This window comes from Krasilnikovia sp. M28-CT-15, assembly GCF_047159595.1.
Lineage (GTDB): Bacteria > Actinomycetota > Actinomycetes > Mycobacteriales > Micromonosporaceae > Actinoplanes.
This window is the reverse complement of the sequence record NZ_BAAGAK010000001.1, coordinates 4,624,977-4,644,169: the sequence shown is the minus strand read 5'-3', so window position 1 is coordinate 4,644,169 and position 19,193 is coordinate 4,624,977. Positions and strand designations below refer to the sequence as shown.

Annotated in this window: 17 protein-coding genes; 6 read left to right on the top strand and 11 right to left on the bottom strand. The window is 71.5% G+C overall.

What is annotated here, in order from left to right; all coding sequences use genetic code 11:
* Positions 1-57 precede the first annotated feature (57 nt).
* Complete coding sequence (locus ACMCNO_RS21130; protein WP_412751185.1) at positions 58-660, bottom strand: hypothetical protein; 603 nt, start codon at positions 658-660, stop codon at positions 58-60.
* A 38-nt stretch (positions 661-698) separates the two neighbouring features.
* Positions 699-917, bottom strand: a complete 219-nt coding sequence (locus ACMCNO_RS21125; RefSeq protein ID WP_412751184.1) for a hypothetical protein — start codon at positions 915-917, stop codon at positions 699-701.
* A 73-nt stretch (positions 918-990) separates the two neighbouring features.
* Between ACMCNO_RS21125 and ACMCNO_RS21120 the strand changes: the two genes are divergently transcribed.
* Complete coding sequence (locus tag ACMCNO_RS21120) at positions 991-2,496, top strand: PLP-dependent aminotransferase family protein (protein ID WP_412751183.1); 1,506 nt, start codon at positions 991-993, stop codon at positions 2,494-2,496.
* 52 nt (positions 2,497-2,548) lie between these two features.
* Here the strand turns inward: ACMCNO_RS21120 and ACMCNO_RS21115 are convergent, their stop codons facing one another.
* The 4 genes from ACMCNO_RS21115 to ACMCNO_RS21100 all read right to left on the bottom strand — a co-directional run bounded on the left by ACMCNO_RS21115 (position 2,549) and on the right by ACMCNO_RS21100 (position 9,445).
* Positions 2,549-3,763: an MFS transporter gene (locus ACMCNO_RS21115; protein ID WP_412751182.1), complete on the bottom strand. Its 1,215-nt coding sequence runs from the start codon at positions 3,761-3,763 to the stop codon at positions 2,549-2,551.
* 88 nt (positions 3,764-3,851) lie between these two features.
* A complete protein-coding gene (locus ACMCNO_RS21110) occupies positions 3,852-3,983 on the bottom strand; it encodes a hypothetical protein (protein WP_412751181.1) in 132 nt (43 codons plus the stop codon).
* A gap of 617 nt (positions 3,984-4,600) precedes the next feature.
* Complete coding sequence (locus ACMCNO_RS21105) at positions 4,601-7,579, bottom strand: AfsR/SARP family transcriptional regulator (RefSeq protein ID WP_412751180.1); 2,979 nt, start codon at positions 7,577-7,579, stop codon at positions 4,601-4,603.
* A gap of 417 nt (positions 7,580-7,996) precedes the next feature.
* Positions 7,997-9,445, bottom strand: coding sequence for an MFS transporter (locus ACMCNO_RS21100; protein WP_412751179.1), 1,449 nt, complete (start codon positions 9,443-9,445; stop codon positions 7,997-7,999).
* A 68-nt stretch (positions 9,446-9,513) separates the two neighbouring features.
* On the opposite strand from ACMCNO_RS21100, the gene ACMCNO_RS21095 reads away from it, so the two are divergent.
* Entirely contained in the window at positions 9,514-10,089 is a 576-nt protein-coding gene (locus tag ACMCNO_RS21095; RefSeq protein WP_412751178.1) for a helix-turn-helix domain-containing protein, read from the top strand.
* 84 nt (positions 10,090-10,173) lie between these two features.
* On the opposite strand, the gene ACMCNO_RS21090 is transcribed toward ACMCNO_RS21095, so the two are convergent.
* Entirely contained in the window at positions 10,174-11,712 is a 1,539-nt protein-coding gene (locus ACMCNO_RS21090; RefSeq protein ID WP_412751177.1) for a serine hydrolase domain-containing protein, read from the bottom strand.
* Positions 11,713-11,894: 182 nt separating this feature from the next.
* On the opposite strand from ACMCNO_RS21090, the gene ACMCNO_RS21085 reads away from it, so the two are divergent.
* The 3 genes from ACMCNO_RS21085 (at position 11,895) to ACMCNO_RS21075 (ending at position 14,527) form a co-directional block, all read left to right on the top strand.
* The gene (locus ACMCNO_RS21085) at positions 11,895-12,824 is read left to right on the top strand and encodes an NADP-dependent oxidoreductase (RefSeq protein WP_412751176.1); all 930 of its coding nucleotides are present in this window, start codon (positions 11,895-11,897) and stop codon (positions 12,822-12,824) included.
* A 179-nt stretch (positions 12,825-13,003) separates the two neighbouring features.
* On the top strand, positions 13,004-13,630 hold the full coding sequence (locus ACMCNO_RS21080) for an FMN-dependent NADH-azoreductase (RefSeq protein WP_412751175.1): 627 nt from the start codon (positions 13,004-13,006) through the stop codon (positions 13,628-13,630).
* A gap of 111 nt (positions 13,631-13,741) precedes the next feature.
* On the top strand, positions 13,742-14,527 hold the full coding sequence (locus ACMCNO_RS21075; RefSeq protein ID WP_412751174.1) for a carboxymuconolactone decarboxylase family protein: 786 nt from the start codon (positions 13,742-13,744) through the stop codon (positions 14,525-14,527).
* Between the two features lie 348 nt (positions 14,528-14,875).
* On the opposite strand, the gene ACMCNO_RS21070 is transcribed toward ACMCNO_RS21075, so the two are convergent.
* Complete coding sequence (locus ACMCNO_RS21070) at positions 14,876-15,370, bottom strand: hypothetical protein (protein WP_412751173.1); 495 nt, start codon at positions 15,368-15,370, stop codon at positions 14,876-14,878.
* A gap of 493 nt (positions 15,371-15,863) precedes the next feature.
* Between ACMCNO_RS21070 and ACMCNO_RS21065 the strand changes: the two genes are divergently transcribed.
* Positions 15,864-16,532, top strand: a complete 669-nt coding sequence (locus ACMCNO_RS21065; RefSeq protein ID WP_412753766.1) for a uridine kinase — start codon at positions 15,864-15,866, stop codon at positions 16,530-16,532.
* 109 nt (positions 16,533-16,641) lie between these two features.
* On the opposite strand, the gene ACMCNO_RS21060 is transcribed toward ACMCNO_RS21065, so the two are convergent.
* The 3 genes from ACMCNO_RS21060 to ACMCNO_RS21050 are packed head-to-tail and all read right to left on the bottom strand — an operon-like array spanning position 16,642 to position 19,186.
* Positions 16,642-18,318, bottom strand: a complete 1,677-nt coding sequence (locus tag ACMCNO_RS21060) for an FAD-dependent monooxygenase (protein WP_412753765.1) — start codon at positions 18,316-18,318, stop codon at positions 16,642-16,644.
* Positions 18,267-18,947 (bottom strand): HAD family hydrolase, encoded by a 681-nt coding sequence (locus ACMCNO_RS21055; protein WP_412751172.1) that lies wholly within the window; start codon positions 18,945-18,947, stop codon positions 18,267-18,269. Before ACMCNO_RS21055 ends, ACMCNO_RS21060 begins: the two co-directional genes overlap by 52 nt.
* The gene (locus tag ACMCNO_RS21050) at positions 18,944-19,186 is read right to left on the bottom strand and encodes an acyl carrier protein (protein ID WP_412751171.1); all 243 of its coding nucleotides are present in this window, start codon (positions 19,184-19,186) and stop codon (positions 18,944-18,946) included. Before ACMCNO_RS21050 ends, ACMCNO_RS21055 begins: the two co-directional genes overlap by 4 nt.
* Positions 19,187-19,193 lie beyond the last annotated feature (7 nt).

The window sequence follows — 19,193 nt, the reverse complement described above, 5'->3', positions numbered from 1 at the left end:
CCGCGTGTCACCGAACCGGGACGAATTGCCGTGCTCCGCCTCGGGGAACTCGACCGCCTACCAGCGGTGGGCGATGTCCACCACGATCCGGCTGTGCGTGCCCGGGCCGGCGAGCACCTGAACCCGGAACGGCAGCCGGGCCCGGGCGCCGACCGCGAAGGTCGTGTAGCCCTCGAAGGAGCCACCGAACACCACATCCCGCAGCGTGCCGTAGCGCAGGACGTTGGCCACGTGCTCGCCGCTGCGCGCGTCGATCGTCGAGACGTGGTCCGCGTCGTACGCCGGGGCGCGCAGCGTCACCCACAGGTATACGTCGCCCGCGGTGTAGGGGACGAGGTCGAGGCCCTCACCGTCGGTCGGGACCTGGTCGCTGTACCGCACGGAGTATCCCTGTGCCGTGCCGTTGAACTCGAAGACGATCTCGTCCCAGCAGTCGTGGCGCCCGGTCTGCACGCTCACCAGCGGCGCGGTGCTGAGCGGACCGGCGGTCTTGTCGCCGCTGCCCCACGTGATGCCGCAGGACGGGGCGGTCGTGGTCGCCGCGGCCAGCGCCGGCCCGGCGGGGACTCCGGCACTCGTGCGATCGGCCGCGGGTGCACCGCAGCCGGCGAGCGCGAGGCAGAGGACCGCAGCGATGGATCGTCCAACCGACGTACGCATGTCGCACCTCCCAGGAGACTGGAGCAAGCCGGAGCGCGCTACCGGGCGCGGCCGACGAGGAAATAGGCGGCGGGCACGATCCCGGCGGAATTCACCACGACACTCGCCGCCCACAGCCACTTCGGACCTCGTATCTGATCCGCGGGCCGCCGGCGGAGATCGTTCACCATGGCTGCCTTCAGTGCGGTCTCCACGACCGCCGCCGCGATGACGAAGCGGCGTTGCCGCCGGCTCAGCTCATTCCATCGCCTGCTCATCAGACCCCCAGTCCGCTCGACACTGTGACGCTACGCCTGCAACGGCCGATACCGCCTGAAGTACTGTGGCGCGGTGGGCACGTCGCAGATCCTGATCGCCCTCGACCGCGGTAGCACCGTCTCGCTGCAGACCCAGCTCTGCGACCACATCGTCGACGCGGTGCGCACCGGCAAGCTCCAGCCCGGAGACCCGGTGCCGCCCACCCGGGAGCTGGCGCACGAACTCGGCGTGTCCCGGACGGTGGTCCTGCGCGCGTACGAACTGCTGCGCGCCAACGGCGTGCTGGACGGCCGGCGCGGCTCAGGCACCCGCATCAGCCTCACCCTCCCCGGCCGGCCGCCTCCGGACGGCCCTACCGGGGCGGCGCGGCTGGCCCCCGAGCCGCCCCTGGCTGGGCACGCCGACCATCCACTCTGGCAGCCGTGGGAGCGTTCGGCGGACAACGCGGTCGATTTCCGGCACAGCACACCCGCGCTGGCGCAGTTCCCGATCTCCCGGTGGCGCCGGTCGGTGACCGAGGCGTTCACCAAGGCCGACGCGGCACTGCTCGGCTACGGCCCGGCGGAGGGTTCACCGGCGCTGCGCGCGCAGCTGACCGGGCTGCTGCGGCGCAGCCGGGGGCTGGTCACCCCGGCCGATCGCATCCTGATCACCAGCGGCGCCACCCAGGCGATCGACATTCTGGTACGGCTGCTCGTGCGGCCCGACGACGTCGTCGTCATCGAGGATCCGAGTCACACCGTGCTCCGGCAGATCTTCGGGTACGCCAGGGCGACCGTGGTGGCCGTCCCGGTGGACGAGCAGGGCCTGCGGGTCGGCGACATCGACGGATACGTCCGCGCGGCCGGACACGAACCCGACCGGGTGCGCCTGATCTACGTGACGCCGTCACACCAGTTCCCCACCGGGTACATCATGTCGCCGCAGCGCCGGCGCGACCTGCTGGCGTGGGCCGGCGCGCACGGCGCCACCGTGCTGGAGGACGACTACCACCACGAGTTCACCCTTTCCGGCGAGCGGATCCCGGCGATGGCGACCGAGCCCGGCGGCGCCGACGTGGCGTACGTGGGCAGTTTCAGCAAGACCCTGTTCCCGTCGATCCGGATCGGTTACGCGGTACTGCCGCCGCACCTGGTGCAGCCGTTCCTCGGCCTGAAATGGATCACGGACCGGCTGACCGCGACGGTCACCCAGGAGGCCCTGGCCACGTTCATCTCCTCCGGCTCGTACGCGTGGCACATCGGCCGGATGGACCGGCTCTACCGGCAACGGCGGCGCCGCCTGCTGGACGCCCTGCACGTGCAGTTCGGCGGCGCCGCCCGGGTGAGCGGAGCGGACGCGGGCCTGCACGTGCTGGTGACCATCGGCGGGGTGCGCGGCGCCGGCGCCGCCGAGATCGCCCGCCAGGCGGCGGCGCGCGGGGTGCTGGTCCATCCGGCGGACGACTACTTCGTCGGCCCCACCCCGGACGATCCGATGTTCCTGCTCGGCTACGGGGCGGTGCCGACCGAACGGATCACCGAGGGTGTGGCGTCGTTCGCCGCGGCGGTGCGTGCGGCGGCCACCCGTTCGGGATGACGGGACGAATCCGGTGACGGGCATCGGGTGTGCATCTCCGGGTGGTAGCGGGTCAGACGTACTGCGGTCGTGGTTCGGGCGCCGGCGCGCGCCGCACCGGCAGCACCGCGTAGACGAGAATGCCGAGGGCGGGCCCGACGAACAGGGTGAGGAACACCGGCACGTGGCCCTGCTCCTGCCAGAGCAGGCCGAAGCCCATCGGTACGACGAGGCGGGCGAAACTGATGACGAAGCCGTTGAGCGCCATGAACCGGCCGACCCGGCGCCCGTCGACGTGGTCGGCGATGTACGTCGGGATGACGACCGACACGATGATCTCGCCGGGTGTCCACACCACGGTGGACAGCAGGATCGCGGGCAGCGAGAAGGCGAACGCCATCAGCGCGGTGCCCGAGGTCCACAGGACCCCCGCCACGATCAACAGGAGCCGGGTCGGGTGCGTCTTGATCCGGCGTTCGATGAGCAGCCCCGCGCAGACCACGATGACGCTGTTGATGGTGTAGACGACACCGATCATCGCCGCGGACGTGTGCAGCACGGTGGTGACCGCCAGCGGCAGCGCGTACTCGATGCCGATCAACGGCGCCACGTAGCACAGGGAGGCGAGGACCACGACCGCCACGTCGGTGTCCGTGCGCCGCCCGGCCGGTCCGTCCGGGCGTCCCGGCTCCCGCGTCCGGCGGACCGTGTCCCGCGGCACCCCCAGCGCGATCAGGACGGCGCAGGCGAGCCCGAGGGTGATGGTGCCCGCGAACATCAGCCCGTACGAGTACGCCGCGGCGAGACCGCCCAGCAGCGGGCCGATGCCCATGCCCAGGTTGTTGGCGATGTAGGTCACCGTGTACGCGAACGGCCGCTGTTGCGGGCTGGCCAGGTCGGCGATGAGTGTGTTGGCCGCCGGGGCGAACATCCCCATCCCGACCAGCGCCACGAACAGGAACATCGCGTACAGCCACGGTGCCTGGTGCACGAGGGCCAGGCCCACGTAGCCCACCGCGTTCAGGATCAGGCTGACGAGCAGCGCCGGGCGCCGTCCGGACCGGTCACAGACCGGGCCCGAGAGCAGGCTGCCGACCACCAGGCCGGTGCTGCCGACCGAGATCAGTACGCCGGTCTGACCGGTGCTCAGGTGCTTGGCCTGGGTGAGGTACACCGCCAGCATCGGGAAGACGAACATCCCCGCCCGGTTGACGAAGCAGGCCAGCACCAGGATCCGCAGCGGCCGGGGCAGCCCGGCGAACTGTCGCAGCCGGGCTGAGCCGATCATGACGGCTCCGGTGCGGTCCGCACGACGCTGGCGAACTGGGCGCCGTACCGCCCGGCCTGGGGTCGGTAGAAGATGACGATGGCGGGCCTCAGGAGAACCTCCCCGCGGTGATGGTCTCGGCGGCGAACGTGATTCCGGTGTGGACGGTGCGGTCGAGCCGCAGTCGCCGCAGCGCCGGGTCGCCCAGGGCGACCCGCCGGGCGATCCCTCGGCGGCGCACGGGAACCGTTCGGGTTCCACCCCACGGCCCGGTAGGAGTCCCGCCACGCCGCGATGCCGGGCAGTGCACGTAGCCGGACACGCGTTCCCGCACGCGGTCGTCGACAATGACCCGCGTGCTGCCGGGGATCGGTTGACTGTGGCATCGGACTCCTCAGGGTCTGGCGTTCTGGGCTGGACCGTACGTCTGCGGACCGGGCCGCGCGGCGGCCAATGTCGCGACGTTCGGTGATGCCAATCCGCGTGCCCAGACCCTCGAAGGGTGGCCGGTCTGGAACGGCTCACCTTCGTCCGGTTCCTCGCCGACCGGCGCCATCGATCCGCCATCGATCCGCCATCGGTGGCCGGGTAGGAGCAATAGGGGTTCGGGTGGCCGGTCGATAGCGGCATGCGATGTGGTGCTGGCATGTCGCCATACCACCACCGCCCCGGCACCCTGGAGGCACCGATGAGGTCTCTCGTCTGCGAGCCTGCCGTCGCCACTGCCGGACCGGCACCGCGCTCGCCGCCGTCCTCAGCGCCGCCGGGCCGCGGGTCATCCAGGACCCGGGCCGGGATGGGCTTCCGGCGGCCGGGCCGGTGCGCGCCGGTCCGGACGGGGATCACCGGGAGCCCGGCTCACACCCGCATGACACACGGCGGCAGGTAGGCGACGCCGTTGCGCGCTCCCAGGCCTCGGGCCGCCATCCGTGCCGCAGCCTGTTCGGCCAGCTCGCCTGCCTCTTCGTACCGGGCGACGTCGAGACCCCGGAACAGGTCGCGGGCCCGGCGCAGGTGTTTCAGGGCGAGTTCGGGGCGGTCGGCGGTCAACGCGATCTCGCCCAGCAGGCACCGGCACCGGGCCTCGATCAGGTGCTCACCGAGCTGACTGGCACGTGCGACGGCGTGCGCCAGGACGAGTTCGGCGGCGCGCAGGCGGCCCTCCTGCTGCCGCAGGCGGCCCCAGCCGAAGAGCGCGTAAGCCTCGCCCATCCGATCGCCGCTGGCGCGCACGATACGCAGCACCCGGTGCAAGGCCTGCCGGGCCGGGTCGAGCTTGTTCGTGGCCAGGTAGACCTCCGCGTACCGGTACATCACCTGCGCCTCGACCCGAAGGCAGCCGGTCTCCCGGCAGATGGTGTGCGCCTGGCCGAGCAGGTCCAGCGCGCCGGGATGGTCGCCGTGTTTCATCCGGTGCTGGGCCAGGTTGTGCAGGATGTGCGCCTCGCCGATCCGGTCGCCGACCTTGCGCATCAGGGCCAGCGACTCGGTGAACTTCGCCAGCATGGCATGGTCGTCTCCGCGCAGCGCCTCGAGGATCGCGACATTGCGCAGTACCAGGGCGCAGCCGTGCTCGGAGCCCTCGGCCCGCAGGATCTCCAGCGCGGTCGTGAAATGGTCCAGCGCCGGGGCCACCCGTCGCTGGAAAACCGAGAGGGAGCCGAGCGAGTACTGCATCGCGCCCATGCCGATCCGGTTGCCGGTGCGTACGGCCAGCTCGTAAGCGATGGTGCTGCACTCGCGCCAATCGTCGAAGTAGCCGCGGGACTCGAAGAGCCCGACCGTGGTCAGCGCGAGATCCCAGCAGAGTTCGTCGAAGCCGGCGTCGGCGGCCTGCCGGACCGCGACGACCAGGGCGCGGCGTTCCGTCTCCCACCACTCGATCGGTTCGCCGACCTGTCGGGCCGCCTCCGCGGGAGGCAGCGTCCACCGGGGAGCGCTCCCGTGCAGGATGGTGAAGTCACCGCCGTAGTGCCGCCGGTGTGCCTCCTCCGCCAGACCCAACCAGGCACTCAGCACGCGGTTCAGGGCGGCGCCGCGTTCCTCGTCGGTTTCCGTCGTGGCCAACTTCTCGGCGGCGTACACCCGGATCAGGTCGTGCAACCGGTAGCGGGGAAGGGCACCCGGATAGTGCACGACGTCGACCAACCGCGCTTCGACCAGACTCTCCAGCAGGTCCTCGGCCTGGAACAGGCTGGTGTCGAGCAGCGCGGCCGCCGTCCAGGCGGGGAAGTCCGGCGCGCGCATCACCGCGCAGAGCCGGAAGAGACGCTGGACCGACGCGTCCAGGATCCGGTAGGTGAGCTCGATGGTGGACCGCAGCTCGAGACCCTGGTGGGTGAGCTCATCGAGACGGTTCGCCTCGTCCCGGAGCCGGTGCACCATCCGGTCCACCGGCCAGTGCGGGCGGGCGGTGAGCCGGGCTCCGGCGATGCGCAGCGCCAAGGGCAGACCGCCGCACAGGTTCGCCAGCTCGACCGCGCTTTCCCGGCCCGCGGCGATGCGCTCCGCGCCCACCATGGTGATCAGCAGCCGTTGCGATTCGTCCGGCTCGAAGACGTCGACGTCGATGTGGCGGGCGCCAGGCAGGGCGGTCAGGCGTGCCCGGCTCGTGATGAGCACCGCGCAGGACGCGCTGCCGGGAAGCAGCGGCAGCAGCTCCGCACCGGGCGGGGTGTCGTCGAGGACCACCAGGAACCGCTTGCCGGACAGCAGGCTGCGGTACAACTCGCCGCGCTCGTCACGCCCGTCCGGGATGGCCTTTCCGGACACGCCGAGCGCGCGCAGGAACCGGGACAGGATCCGCGAGCCGTCGGGTTCCTGGCCCCACGAGGCGATGTCCGCGTAGAGCTGGCCGTCCGGGTACTCGTGGCTGAGCTCGTGCGCGGCGCGGATGGCCAGGCTCGACTTGCCGACCCCGCCCGTACCGGAGATGACGACCATGGGCATGCTCCAGCCGGCGCGCGCGCTGTCCGCCGCGGGGCCGAGCACCTGCCGGATCTCCGCGAGCTGCTCCTCGCGGCCGATGAAGTCCGTGATGCTGGCGGGCAGCTGGCGGGGCACCACCCCGCTCAGCGCCGGGGTCTGCACGGCGGGCCACGTCCCGGTGCGTGCCGGGGCGGGCGGCGACTCGTCCACCGGGCCGAGGGCCGGATCGCGCCGCAGGATCGCCCGTTCCAGCCGCTGGAGCTCGTCGCCCGGGTCCAGGCCCATCTCGTCGGTGAGCACCTCGCGGGCCCGGCGGGCGGTCTTGAGTGCGTCCGACTGCCGCCCGCTGCGATAGAGCGCGAGCATCAGGAAGACGTACAGGCGTTCGCGGAGCGGATGCTCCGTGACCAGAGCCTGCAGCTCACTGATGACGTTCTGGTGAGCGCCCAGGGCGAGGTCGAGGTGGATGCGTTCCTCGATCGCGCTGACGCGTTGATCCTCCAGCACGGTGGCGGCGCGGCGGACCATCTCGCTCGGCACGTTGGACAACGCGTCGCCGCGCCACAGGGCCAGCGCGGTGCGTAGCGTCGCGGCGGCCTCGGCCGGAGCACCGGCCGCCGCCTGCCGGCGTGCCTCGGCGATCAACCGGGCGAAGTGGAGGCTGTCCACCTCCGCCGCGTCGAGCCGCAGCGTGTAGCCCGGCGATCGGGTGATGATGGCGTCCGGACAGCCGGCCTCCCCGAACAGCCGCCGCAGCACCGAGACGGAAATCTGGATCTGGCTACGGGCGGTGTGGGGAGGGTTGCCGCCCCACACGGCGTCGATCAGGTGATCGACCGGGACGACTCGGTCGGCGTTGAGTGCCAGAACCGCGAGAACGATGCGTTGCCGTGCTCCTCCCAGATCCACTGGATGCTCGCCGCTGACGAGTTCTAAGGGGCCAAGCAGCCGCACATCCATCTCAATAGTTCCCCACCGTCTTTTTGAAATCGTGTCTACATCATGCCAGGGTGATCGCAACAAATCGACGAACGACAGCGGTGGAGCGCGGGCTTCAGGCGTGGTAGGCCCCCGTCCGCGGGCTGGGCTCTCGACGAAACGCGACCCGCAGTCCCAGCACTTGGGATTCGCGGCGCCGTCCGGCCTCTCCGCCTGATGGCGGTGCGAATTCCTCCACTGACTCAGCGGCACAACGCGAACAGTCGAGGCGGTCGTCAATGCGGCATTTGAAGGGATTGTCGGGCGCCCCTTGCTGAATTTCCGCGATCCATACCCGGGCCATTCTTTCAGGTCGGCGGGGTCGGCGATGGGGAGCGTTGCCGGTCATCACCGGCGACCGCTGACAACGGCCGCCCGCCCCGTGTTCGCCACCACGGGCCGCTCCGCGCCTGCCCTTCTGCCGACCGGTGACGCCTGCGCGACCAGCAGCAGCAGCGCACCGCAGATCGCCACCAGCATCCACCCCGGACGGGTGGCCGCGGCCAGGCCACCCGCTGCCGGTCCCGCGGCCAGGCCACCTGCGGAGGGTCCCGCGACCAGACCGCCGGCCAGGGCGATGCCGAGCGCCGCGCCGACCTGGCGGGCGGTCGATGCGATGCCGCCGGCCACCCCGGATCGCTCCGGCGGTAGCCCGCTGACCGCGGTGTTGGTGATCGGCGCGTTCGCGAAACCCACCCCGATCCCGGCGAACAGGTACGCCGCCAGCAGCACCGGCAGTGCGGTCCGGTCGCCGATCCCGACCAGCAGGGCACCGCCGACCGCGATGCTCGCCCCGGCCAGCCGCAACGGCATGCGTGGTCCCACCCGGCCCACCAGGTATCCGGAGAGCGGCGCGCAGACCGTGGCCGCGAACGCCATCGGCAGCGTGACCGCGCCGGCCGCGAGCGGGCTCAGGCCCCGTACCTGCTGCAGGTAGAGCGTGCCGAGCAGCAGTGTCGCGTTCAGCGCCAGGAAGACCACCACCGCGCCACCGACCGCCGCGGTGAACGGCAGCCGCCGGAACAGGCCCAGCTCCATCAACGGCTCGACCCGGCGCGCCTGCACCCGGGCGAAGGCGAGCGCGGCGGCGACGATCACGGCGTACCCCCCGATCGACCACCCGGAGCGCCAGCCCACCCGGGGGCCTTCGATGAGAACCGCGACCACAGCCGCCACCAGGATGCTCAGCAGCACCTGTCCGGGCAGATCCAGGCGCCGGGGCCGCGCCGCCCGCGACTCGGGCACGTACACCGCGCTCAGCGCCAGAACGGTCCCGATGATCGGCAGGCTGGCCCAGAACACCGCCCGCCATCCCAGCCCGGCGATCAGCGCCCCGCCGAGCACCGGCCCGGCCGCCATGCTGAGCCCGAACACCGCCGCCCAGATCCCGATGGCCTGCGCGCGCTCCCGGGGATCCGTGATCACGCCCACCACGATGGCCAGGGCCACCGGGCTGAGCATCGACCCGCCGACACCCTGTAGCAGTCGCGCCGCGACCAGCACGTCCAGGTCCGGCGCCACCGCACAGCCCACCGAGCCCAGCCCGAACACCACCAGCCCGATGCGGAACACCCGCCGCCGGCCGACCCGGTCGGCCAGCGCCCCCGAGGTGATCAACAGGCTGGCCAGCACGAGGGTGTAGGCGTCGACGGTCCATTCCAGTTCACGTACGCCGAGCCGCAGCTCCCGTCCGATCGACGGCAGTGCCACGTTGACCACCGTCGTGTCCAGCCCGACCAGAAAGATGCTGGTGCAGCAGATCGCCAGCACCCACCATCGCCGTGTCTTCTCGTTCACGACCGGAATGGTCGACGCACCGGCCCCGCCCTGCCCAGCGAACTTGCGAAGGCTGCAAACTGGCTCCCATGGACCCCGCGCTGGCGCAGCTGCTCGACGGCATCGGCCCCCGCCTGCGCCGCATCCGCCAGGACCGTGGTCTCACCCTGGACGACCTGGCCACCACCACCGGCCTGTCGGTCAGCACCCTGTCCCGCCTGGAGTCCGGCAAGCGCCGACCCACGCTGGACCTGCTGATCCCGCTGGCCCGTACGCACCGCATGGCCCTGGATCACCTGATCGGCGCCCCACCCACCGGAGACCCCCGCGCCCACCTGACGCCGCACCGCACGGAGCCACGGACCGGGAATCCCAGCGTGGTGGTCCCGCTGAGCACGTATCCCGGCCGCCTCCAGGTCTTCAAGCAGATCCTCGGCCCCAGCCCCGGCCCGCCGCGGCAGGTGACGCACCCCGGACACGCCTGGTTCTACGTCCTGTCCGGGGACGTGCGCCTGTTGCTGGGCGACCGCGCCCTGCTCCTGCATCCGGGCGACACCGCCGACTTCGACACGGCCGAGCCGCACTGGTTCGGCCCGGCCGCCGACTCTCCCGCGGAGATCCTGCACCTGTTCGGCCCACACGGCGACCGGCCCCATCCGGACTGACCAGCTGTCCCGCCCCGATATCGGGGCCCGGCGGCGCCCGGCCACGTCCGGGCGCAGCTGCGCTGGACGACCGTGCGGCCCGGGCTACGGGTGCGGCAGCGTCATCGGCACCGGGATCCGGGTCGCGGGCGGCGTGCGCAGGGCGTTCAGCCTGCCCGCCGGGTCGCGCCGGAACAGCCGGCCGCCGTAGCGCAGCCAGGCGACCGTGGCGTCGTCGCGGACGAAATTGGCGCGGACGTGCGTGTCGGCGCCACCCGGTTCCAGGACGCGGACGTAGTCGTCGCGGTAGAACGCCAGCCGCAGCCCCTCCGCGCCACCCACGCGCACGCTGAGCTGCCCGGCGTCCGCGACCAGGTCCAGCTCCAGGGTGGCGGTCTCGCCCTGGAAACCGATCTGTTCGCAGGCGTAGTGGCCCTCGTAGGCGGCGAGTTCGGAGGCGCTGAGGGCTCGTGTCACCGCCGGGAGGTTGTGCACGCCGGCGAAGCGGCTGAGGGCCCAGTCGTCCGCGAACAGTTCGGCGGTCAGCGCGGGGCCGCCTTCGGAGTTGGTCAGCACGGTCATGGCGAAGTCGCGGTGCGGGACCATGAGGAAGCCGGAGTGCTGGCCGGCCCAGTCGCCACCGTGCTGGATCACCTTCGGTCCCTCGGCCGTGGGACGGATCATCCAGCTCACCCCCATGCCGTCGAGCTCGACGAAGAGGGTGCCGCCCGGTCCGGGACGCGTCTGCATCAGGTGCAGCGCGCGGCGGCTCAGCAGCGGCCGGCCGCTACCGAGGTGGAAGCGGGCCCAGCACAGCTGGTCCCGGGCGTTGGAGATCAGCCCGCCGGCCGGGTGGATGCTGCGCGGCATGTCGAACATCGCCGGTTCGGCCACCGGCGCACCGTCCGGGCCGATGTAGTGGGGTACGGCCAGCCGGGCGCCCGGAATCTCGGCGAGGGCGAAGCCGCTGCCGGACAGCCGAAGCGGCTCCAGGATCAGGTGCCGGACCGCCTGTTCGTAACTGACTCCCGTGGCCACCTCGACGAGGCGGCCGGCGACACCGAGCGCCGCGTTGTTGTACGCGAACACGCTGCCCGGCGCGGTGAGCTGCGGCAGGCGCGACATCTCGGCGACGTACCGGGCCAGCGCCTGATCGTCGGTGCCCGGGTCGAGGAAGTAGTCGCCGAGCCATCCGGCGCTGTGGTTCAGCAACTGCCGCACGGTGACCCGCGCCGAGGCGGCCGCATCCGCGGTGCGGAAGTCCGGCAGATAGCTGCGCACGGTGCGGTCCAGGTGAAGCCGGCCCCGTTCGACCAGCCGCATCACCGCGGTGCCGGTGAAGGTCTTGGTGGTGGAGGCGACCCGGAAGACGGTGTCACCGTCCACCGGCTGAGGGTCGTCGACGCTCGTCACGCCGAAGCCACGTACGTATTCGGTGCCCCGGTGGTACAGGCCCAGTGCGACGCCGGGGACGGCGTACCTCGCCATGGCCTCGCGGATCTTCTCTTCCAGCTCGCGCACCGGTGCCGGAACCGCCGTGGCGGCACGGGCGGCGGTGGTGCCCGGCCCGGCCCCGACGGTCACGGCCATCGCGCCGCCCGCGGCGACGCGCAGCAGCGTACGGCGTGACAATGGCTCGGACATCCACGTCCCCTCTCGTTGATGCGCGTGCGGTTCGCCCACTGTATACAGCTCTGTCCACAGTGCTCCGACTGCGTCCGAGGGTGGTAGAGCCGACCTGCGCCGACGGAACGAGAGTGTCACGACGTACGTAACTAAAGGGTGTGTTCTGGACAAAAACCTCGACGCCCGCGACCATCGGAACCATGCGTGCCATCACTCAGCAGACGTTCGGCTCTCCCGAGGTACTGGAGCTGACCGACGTGCAGACACCGAGTCCGCTGCCGACCGAGGTGCTCGTCGAAGTCCGGGCGGCGGGGGTCAATCCGGTCGACGGGGTCATCCGGGCCGGGCTCTTCCCGCTGCTCGGCAGCCCGCCCTTCATCCTCGGCTGGGACCTCTCCGGCGTGGTCGTCGAGGTGGTTCCCGGCGTGCACCGCTTCAAGGTCGGCGACGAGGTTTACGGAATGCCGTTCTTCCCCCGCGCCGCCAACGCATACGCCGAGTACGTCGCCGCGCCCTCCCGGCAGCTGGCGCTCAAGCCGCGCACGATCGATCACGTCCACGCCGCAGGTGTGCCGCTGGCCGGGCTCACCGCCTGGCAGGGCCTGGTCGACGTGGCACAGGTCCAGGCCGGCTCGCGGGTGCTGATTCACGGCGCGGGCGGCGGGGTGGGACACCTCGCCGTGGGCATCGCCAAGGCGCTCGGCGCGTACGTCATCGGCACGGCCAGCGCCGGCAAGCACGACTTCGTGCGCGGGCTGGGTGCCGATGAGGTGATCGACTACCAGGCCGTCGACTTCACCACCGTCGTCGACGGCGTGGATCTGGTCCTCGACCCGCTCGGCGGGGCGGTCAGCGAGCGGTCGCTGACCGTGCTCCGCCCGGGCGGTCTGCTGCTCAGCCTCGTGGGCCGGGGGGACGAGCAGATGATCAAATCGGCTACCGAGGCCGGGGTCCGCTTCGAGGGCATCTCCGTCGAGCCGGACCACCATGGCCTGGAGCGGCTCACCGAGCTGATCGACCGGGGCGCGGTGCGTCCGCACGTCAGCCACGTGTTCCCCCTGGGCGCCGCGCCCGAGGCGCATGCACTGCTCGACGGGGGCACGAAGGGGAAGATCGTGCTGACGCCGTAGATCCCGCGTCGCCACGCCCTACACCTTTCGACACCCCGGCCCTGCACCTTGGTGACGATCCGTTGCGGCTGCAACCGTGGCCGGATTTGCTGCTAGGAGATGCCGCGAGACACCGGTCGGCGGCACTCGCCCACCGTCGGGCGATCCGGACACCAGGTCACTCAGGGGGACACGAACACATGACCCAGCTGTTGCATGTCAACGCCTCGCCGCGCGGACAGGTCAGCCAGTCGCTGGCCATCGCGGACGCCTTCCTGGACGAATACAAGGCGAAGCGGCCGGAGCTGAAGGTCGACTCGCTGCATCTGTTCGAGGATCCGCTGCCGGAGTTCGGCACGGCCGCCGCGGGGGCCAAGATCGCGGCCTTCTCGGGGCAGACCCCGACCGGCCCCCAGGCTGACGCCTGGGACCAGGCCCGGGCCGTCTTCGACCGTTTCGCCGAGGCCGACGAGTACGTCTTCAACGTGCCCATGTGGAACGCGGGCGTGCCGTACGTGCTGAAGCAGTGGATCGACATCGTCACACAGCCCGGCTGGGCGTTCGGATTCGACCCGGCGACCGGATACGTCGGACTTCTGGCGGGCAAGCGCGCCGTGGTCGTCTACACCAGCGGCGTGTACGCCCCTGGTGTGCCACCGGCCTTCGGCAACGACTTCCACGCCACCTTCTTCAACGACTGGCTCCGGTTCGTCGGCATCACCGACGTCACCGAGCTGCGGCTGTCGCCGTCCGTGCTGACCGCCACGCCAGACCGCGACTTCGAGGCGGCGCTGGAGCGGGCAGGCGCGGCGGCCCGCGAGTTCTGACCAGGTGAGGACCTCTGGCCGGGTGCCGAATTCTGTTCCCGGCCGGAGGTCCGCCTGTTCCCGGCACGAGACGACCCGACCGAACGCCGGCACCCCGGCGGAAGGAGTGACATGACCGCAGACCACACCGTCACCGACGTGTTCGACCGCGGCGCGCGGACCCTCGCCGGCATCTCGCCGGCCGGTGCGAGCCCGCCGTGGGAGACGTTCGCCGATGTGGCGCCCGCGCTCGGTGAGCAGGTCGCCATGGCTTTCGGCTCGGTGATGAGCCGTCCGGGACTCGACCTGCGGACCCGGGAACTGCTCACCGTCTGCATGCTCGCGACCCTGGGCGGCTGCGACGCGCAAGTGGCCTTCCACGTCGGCGGGGCGCTGCGGGCCGGCGCGACGGCACCCGAGATCATGGAGGCGCTGACCCAGGTCAGCGTGTACGCCGGCATCCCCAGAGCACTCAACGCGGCGGCGGCGGCCCGGGGGACGCTGACCGAGTTCGGCGTCGATCCGACCGCCCCGGCGCCACGTACGGTGGCGCTCGCGTTCCTGGCGGCGGTGGACCGGGGCGACTGGGCCGCCGCGGGCACGCACCTGGCCGCGGACGCCACCGTCGAGGTGCCGGGCGCTGCGGGGGCCGGTTCCGTCACCGGCGAAGCAGGGCTTGCCCGGCTGCGCGCCGCGATCGGCCACCTGCCCGTCCACGATGTTCTGACGCACGGCGGTCTGGTTCTGATCCGGGCGACCGCGGCGACGGGGCACACTCAGTCCGTCGTGTGGGAGCTGCGCGTGGAACACGGCAGGATCACTGCGATCCGCGGATATGTCGGCGCGGAGCCGCCCGCGGAGGCCACGCCGGGAGACTCCGGCGCGACCTGCACGGCTCCTGCGCGGGCCGCGGCCTGAGAGCTCGTGATGAGCTCGCTGCCGGCTCAGCAGGTCCGCTACGCCAGTAATCCGGTCAGTTCCCGGGTGGAGGAACTGCAGGTCGTGCCGGGTTCGCCGACGCGGCCACCGACCTGCTGCTGGCCGAACAACCGCCCGCCGGGCACCGCCTGCCCGCAACGGCGCCCGGCGCAGGTCCGCACGACAACCGGGGACTCTGGCTCATCATCCAGGTCTGCGCCACCGTCGACACCCTGACTACGCCACGTAGCTGAGGATGCTCCCCCACCCGGCTGGAGGCCGGACCGCCCCGCGCGTTGTCAGCGGCAGATCCGGATGCACCGCACTGATGTCGCGACAAGGCGAGGATCATCCGCTGGACGGGCCATTCATCTTGATTGTGCGCGGCCCGCCCGGCAGGCCGAGGTACCACCATGCTCCGGGTGGCGGCTTCGGTAGCTGTCCGCGTACCAGCTCAACCATCGCTTCTGCCAAGTCGGCGATCGGGGCGCTCGGCATGGCAGCATTGTCGATGCTGCGCCAGATCACTGGATGGCCCGCAATGCGCCGGGCCTCCGCGTCTGCCTCGGTCACCGACCCCAGAGCCCGCAACCGTGCGCCGGCCTCATCTGCGATCGCCGCGAACGACTCCACCGCGTCTGCCTCGACCACCGGTGCCAAGTCCAGGCCGACGCTGCCCCCGACGATGGCCACGGCCGTGAGTGGATCGGCCAGCCCGTCGAACCATTGGCCGGGTGCCTGCTCGCGTCCCACTACAAGGATCTCGTAGGCCAAGAAAGAGATGCTTACGTCGTATGCCCAGAAGTGCCGTCCGTTCGCCGACACCGCAGCCGTCTTCGTCATGCCCCCATGATCGCCACTCTGCTCACTCGTTCCAAACCGACATCTCGGCCCCGGTTACGTCGCGCTGCGTCGGCAGCTGGGCGCGGCTCGGCGTCTGACCACTCGTTCATCGCCGCACTGGAGATCGGCCGCACGTCCTGGACCGCGTTGCTGGACGCGGTGCGGTTGCCACCCGGCGCGGACGTCACCCCGAACGTCTCGGAGAACGCATGCGGCACTGTTCGTCGGTGGCTGTTCACCCGGTGTGGGCTGTCCGCTCCCTGCCACGCGAGCGGACAAGAAGGGCCCGGTCGGGGCGCTTGTCTATTTCAGGTCATTGGTCCTGCGCATAAGGGACTGGAGGCATTTCAGCGGCCCGGTACAGGGAATACCGTCGCGGGCCAGTGACGACCGACCCCCAGCAGTAGATCATCTTCGCCGCGCAATGGGGAGTCGCGCTGGCAACCACGGCGAAAAGCGTGCCGTCGTGGTTTGGGAGACTTGGCGGGTGAATATGTCCGCGCACCGGCGTGTGGTCATCGAGCAGGTCGCGCGGCGCGTGCCCGAGCCCGAGGGCGATGGCTGTGTCCGGGTCGCCGTCGACGGCGCCGACGGATCCGGCAAGAGCACGTTCGCCGACCATCTCGCGGCGGCGGTGACGGCGCTCGGCCGCCCAGTGGTGGTCCGGGTCTCCCTGGACGACTTCCTCAACACCCGCGCGGTCCGATATCGGCAGGGGCGCTCCTCGCCGCAGGGTTTCTGGGAGGACTCGTACAACTACGAGCGGTTCGCGCGCGACGTGCTGGACCCGTTCGGGCCCGGCGGCTCCCGCCGATACCGGCCCGTCGCCTACGACCTCGCGACCGACACCGTGCTGGACCCGCCGTTACGTACCGCGCCGCCCGGCACGATCCTGGTGGTCGACGGGCTGTTCCTGCACCGCGACGAGCTCGTCGGAGCCTGGGACCTGTCGGTGTTCCTGGACGTGCCGTTCAGCGAGACCGCCCGGCGGATGGCGGCACGCGACGGCTCCCACCCGGATCCCGAGCACGAGAGCATGAATCGCTACGTCGAGGGACAGCGCCGGTATTTCCGGGCGTGCTCGCCGCAGCAGCGCGCGGCCATGCTGATCGACAACCGGGATGTCGACGCCCCGCGGATCGTCCGCACGCTCCGGGCGTAGCGGTCCGGCCACCGGCAGGCCACCCATACCGGAAACCGGGCGGGCCGGCCGTGAACCGCCGAGGTGATACGGGCGGTTCACGGCCGGCCGGGTGAGGGCTGCTCCGGTGTCAGGCGGCACGTACCGGTGCGGGCCCGGCCGCTGCCGGGTCGCCGATCCACTGCCACGTTGCTCCGGCGGGCTCGGGTGCATCCGTCGTGAGCACCGCATCCAGGTGGCGCAGCACCGACGCCGGATCGTCCGGCCCGGACAGGTGCGCGACGTGACCGTCCGGACGCACGACGGCGGCCACCGGCCTGCGGCCGAACACCGGCCGCAACCGCGCGCGTTCGGCGGGGGACAGGTCGGCCAGGTCGAGCACGCGGCTGCGACCCGCGACGCGGCGGCGCATGTCATCGGAGACGGCCCCCCAGTCCCGCGGCGGCCGCCGGCCCGGCCACAGCACGACCGTCGGTACGCACCGGTCGAGGCTCGTGGGCCGGTCAGCGTCCGCCGGTGCGAACAGCGGCACGCGCTGTCCCACATGCAACGGCCGGCGCCGCCACCGCGCCGGTGTCCCGTCGCCGGGCGCGTAGTCCCCGTCGAGCTGGCTCAGCAGCGGGGTCAGTGACCGCTGCACCAGCCCGAGCCGGTCCAGGACCCGGAAGGTGAGGTCGCGCACGGCCGCCCGCGCCCGGTCCCGTTGCAGGGAGAGCGCCACCAGCCGGGCGGTGTTCGCCGACATCCGGGCCACCGCGAGACTGCGTTCTCGGTGGTAGCCGTCCAGGACCGATTCGTCCAGGCGGCCGGTCGCCACGCCGCCGAGCCTCCAGCCGAGATTGACCGCGTCCTGAATGCCGAGGTTCATTCCCTGGCCACCGGCGGGTGTGATGACATGTGCCGCGTCCCCGATCAGGAAGACCTGGCCGACGCGGAACTGCTGCGCGCGCCCGCAGCGCGGGCGTACCAGGCGGGCGTAGGTGGGCGGCCCCACCTTCAGCGGCAGCCCGACCCGCTGATCGACCAGATCCTGCAGTATCTGCTGCCACGGCGGCGCGGAGTCGTCCGTCCGGTGCGGCACGTTGCCCGCGATCCGGTACAGGCCGTCGCGCATCGGAATGATCGCGACGAGTCCGTTCGCCGAGTAGCAGTAGTGGGCGCCGTCGGGAAGCGGCCCGCTCAGCGGCGCGTCCGCGATCACGTACGTGACATCGGTGTCGTCGCCGTCCAGGCGTTGACCGAGCAGCTTGCGCGTGGTGCTCGCGGCGCCGTCGGCGCCGACGAGCCAGTCCGGCCGGACGGTTTCGGATCGCCCGTCGGCGTGCCGGAGCACCACCGTGGGCGGGCCGTCGGCGGCGTCCAGGGACTCCATCGCGGTGCCCCGTTCGATGACGCCGCCGAGCCCGGCGAGGCGTTGCCGCAGGACCCGTTCGGTCTGCTTCTGCGGAAGGGCCAGCAGGAACGGGTACGGGGTGTCCGGCAACCGGTCGAACGCGGCCGTGCCGCGCAGCCGTCCCCGGGAGTGGTAGCCGATCCGCGGCACCTTGTGCCCCGCCGCCACGAGCTGTTCGCTCACCCCGATCCGGCGCAGCTGCTCGAGCGCGCGGGGCACCAGCAGGATGGCCCGCGAGTGCGGGTCGTCCTGGGGCGGCGCGGCGTTGCGTTCGATCAGCCGCACCGACACACCCTGCTGCAGGAGTTCGCACGCGAGCACCATGCCGACCGGCCCGGCTCCCACGATCAGAACGTTCTTCTTCATGCCGCCCTCTCTGTACCCGCGGGCACCGCCGCGGGCAGCGCCCGCCAGCCGAACTGGCGGGCGCTGTCCATCAATACCGGGTCGTCGCCCACCACCACCGGATCGCCGACCAGCCGCAGCACGGGCAGGTCCGAGGCGTGGTCGCCGTATGCCGACGAGACCGTCAGGTCGATGCCGTCTCGCTGCGCGGTGGTCAGCACCGCGGTGGCCTTGGCCGGGCCGATCATCGGAGTAACGTCGCCGGTGTACACGCCGTCGGCGCTCGCCGGGCGGGAACACAGCACCAGGTCCGCGCGGACGTGCCGCGCGATCGGATCCAGGCAGGCCGGAAACGAACCGGAGACCAGGACGATCCGCTGTCCCCGCGCGGCGTGCGCGCGTAACGCCTCCAGCGCCGGTGGGTGGAACAACCGGCCGCCCCTCAGCTCCTCCGCGAACCACGCCTCACCGGCCGCCGCAACCGACGCCACCGACCGCCCCCGCCACAGCCGGTAGTACGCCCGATTGACCGTCTCGCGCGGCACCCCGCCGACGCGCATCGCCCGGAGCATGCCCACCGACCTGCGGTACTCCGCCACACCGTCGGGATGCGTCCGCAGGGCGAAGGCGAGGAACCGGAAGATGCTCTTCTCGGTGATCAGCGTGTCGTCGACGTCGAAGAACGCCGCACCACTCACGCCGCGACGCCCTTGGCACTCAGATTCTCGGCCGCGTCGGCGATCGTCATCTCGGCCGGCAGGTCTGATTCGTCCACCGGCACACCGAGCCTCTGCTGCAGGATGACGGCCAGCTCGGCGAGGACGAGCGAGTCGACGTTGAGGTCCTCGAACCGGGCCGTGGGTGCGAGATCGGCGTGGGGCACGTAGAACTTGTCGTTGAGGATCTCGACGATGTGGCGCATGACAGGGTTGTTCACGTAAATC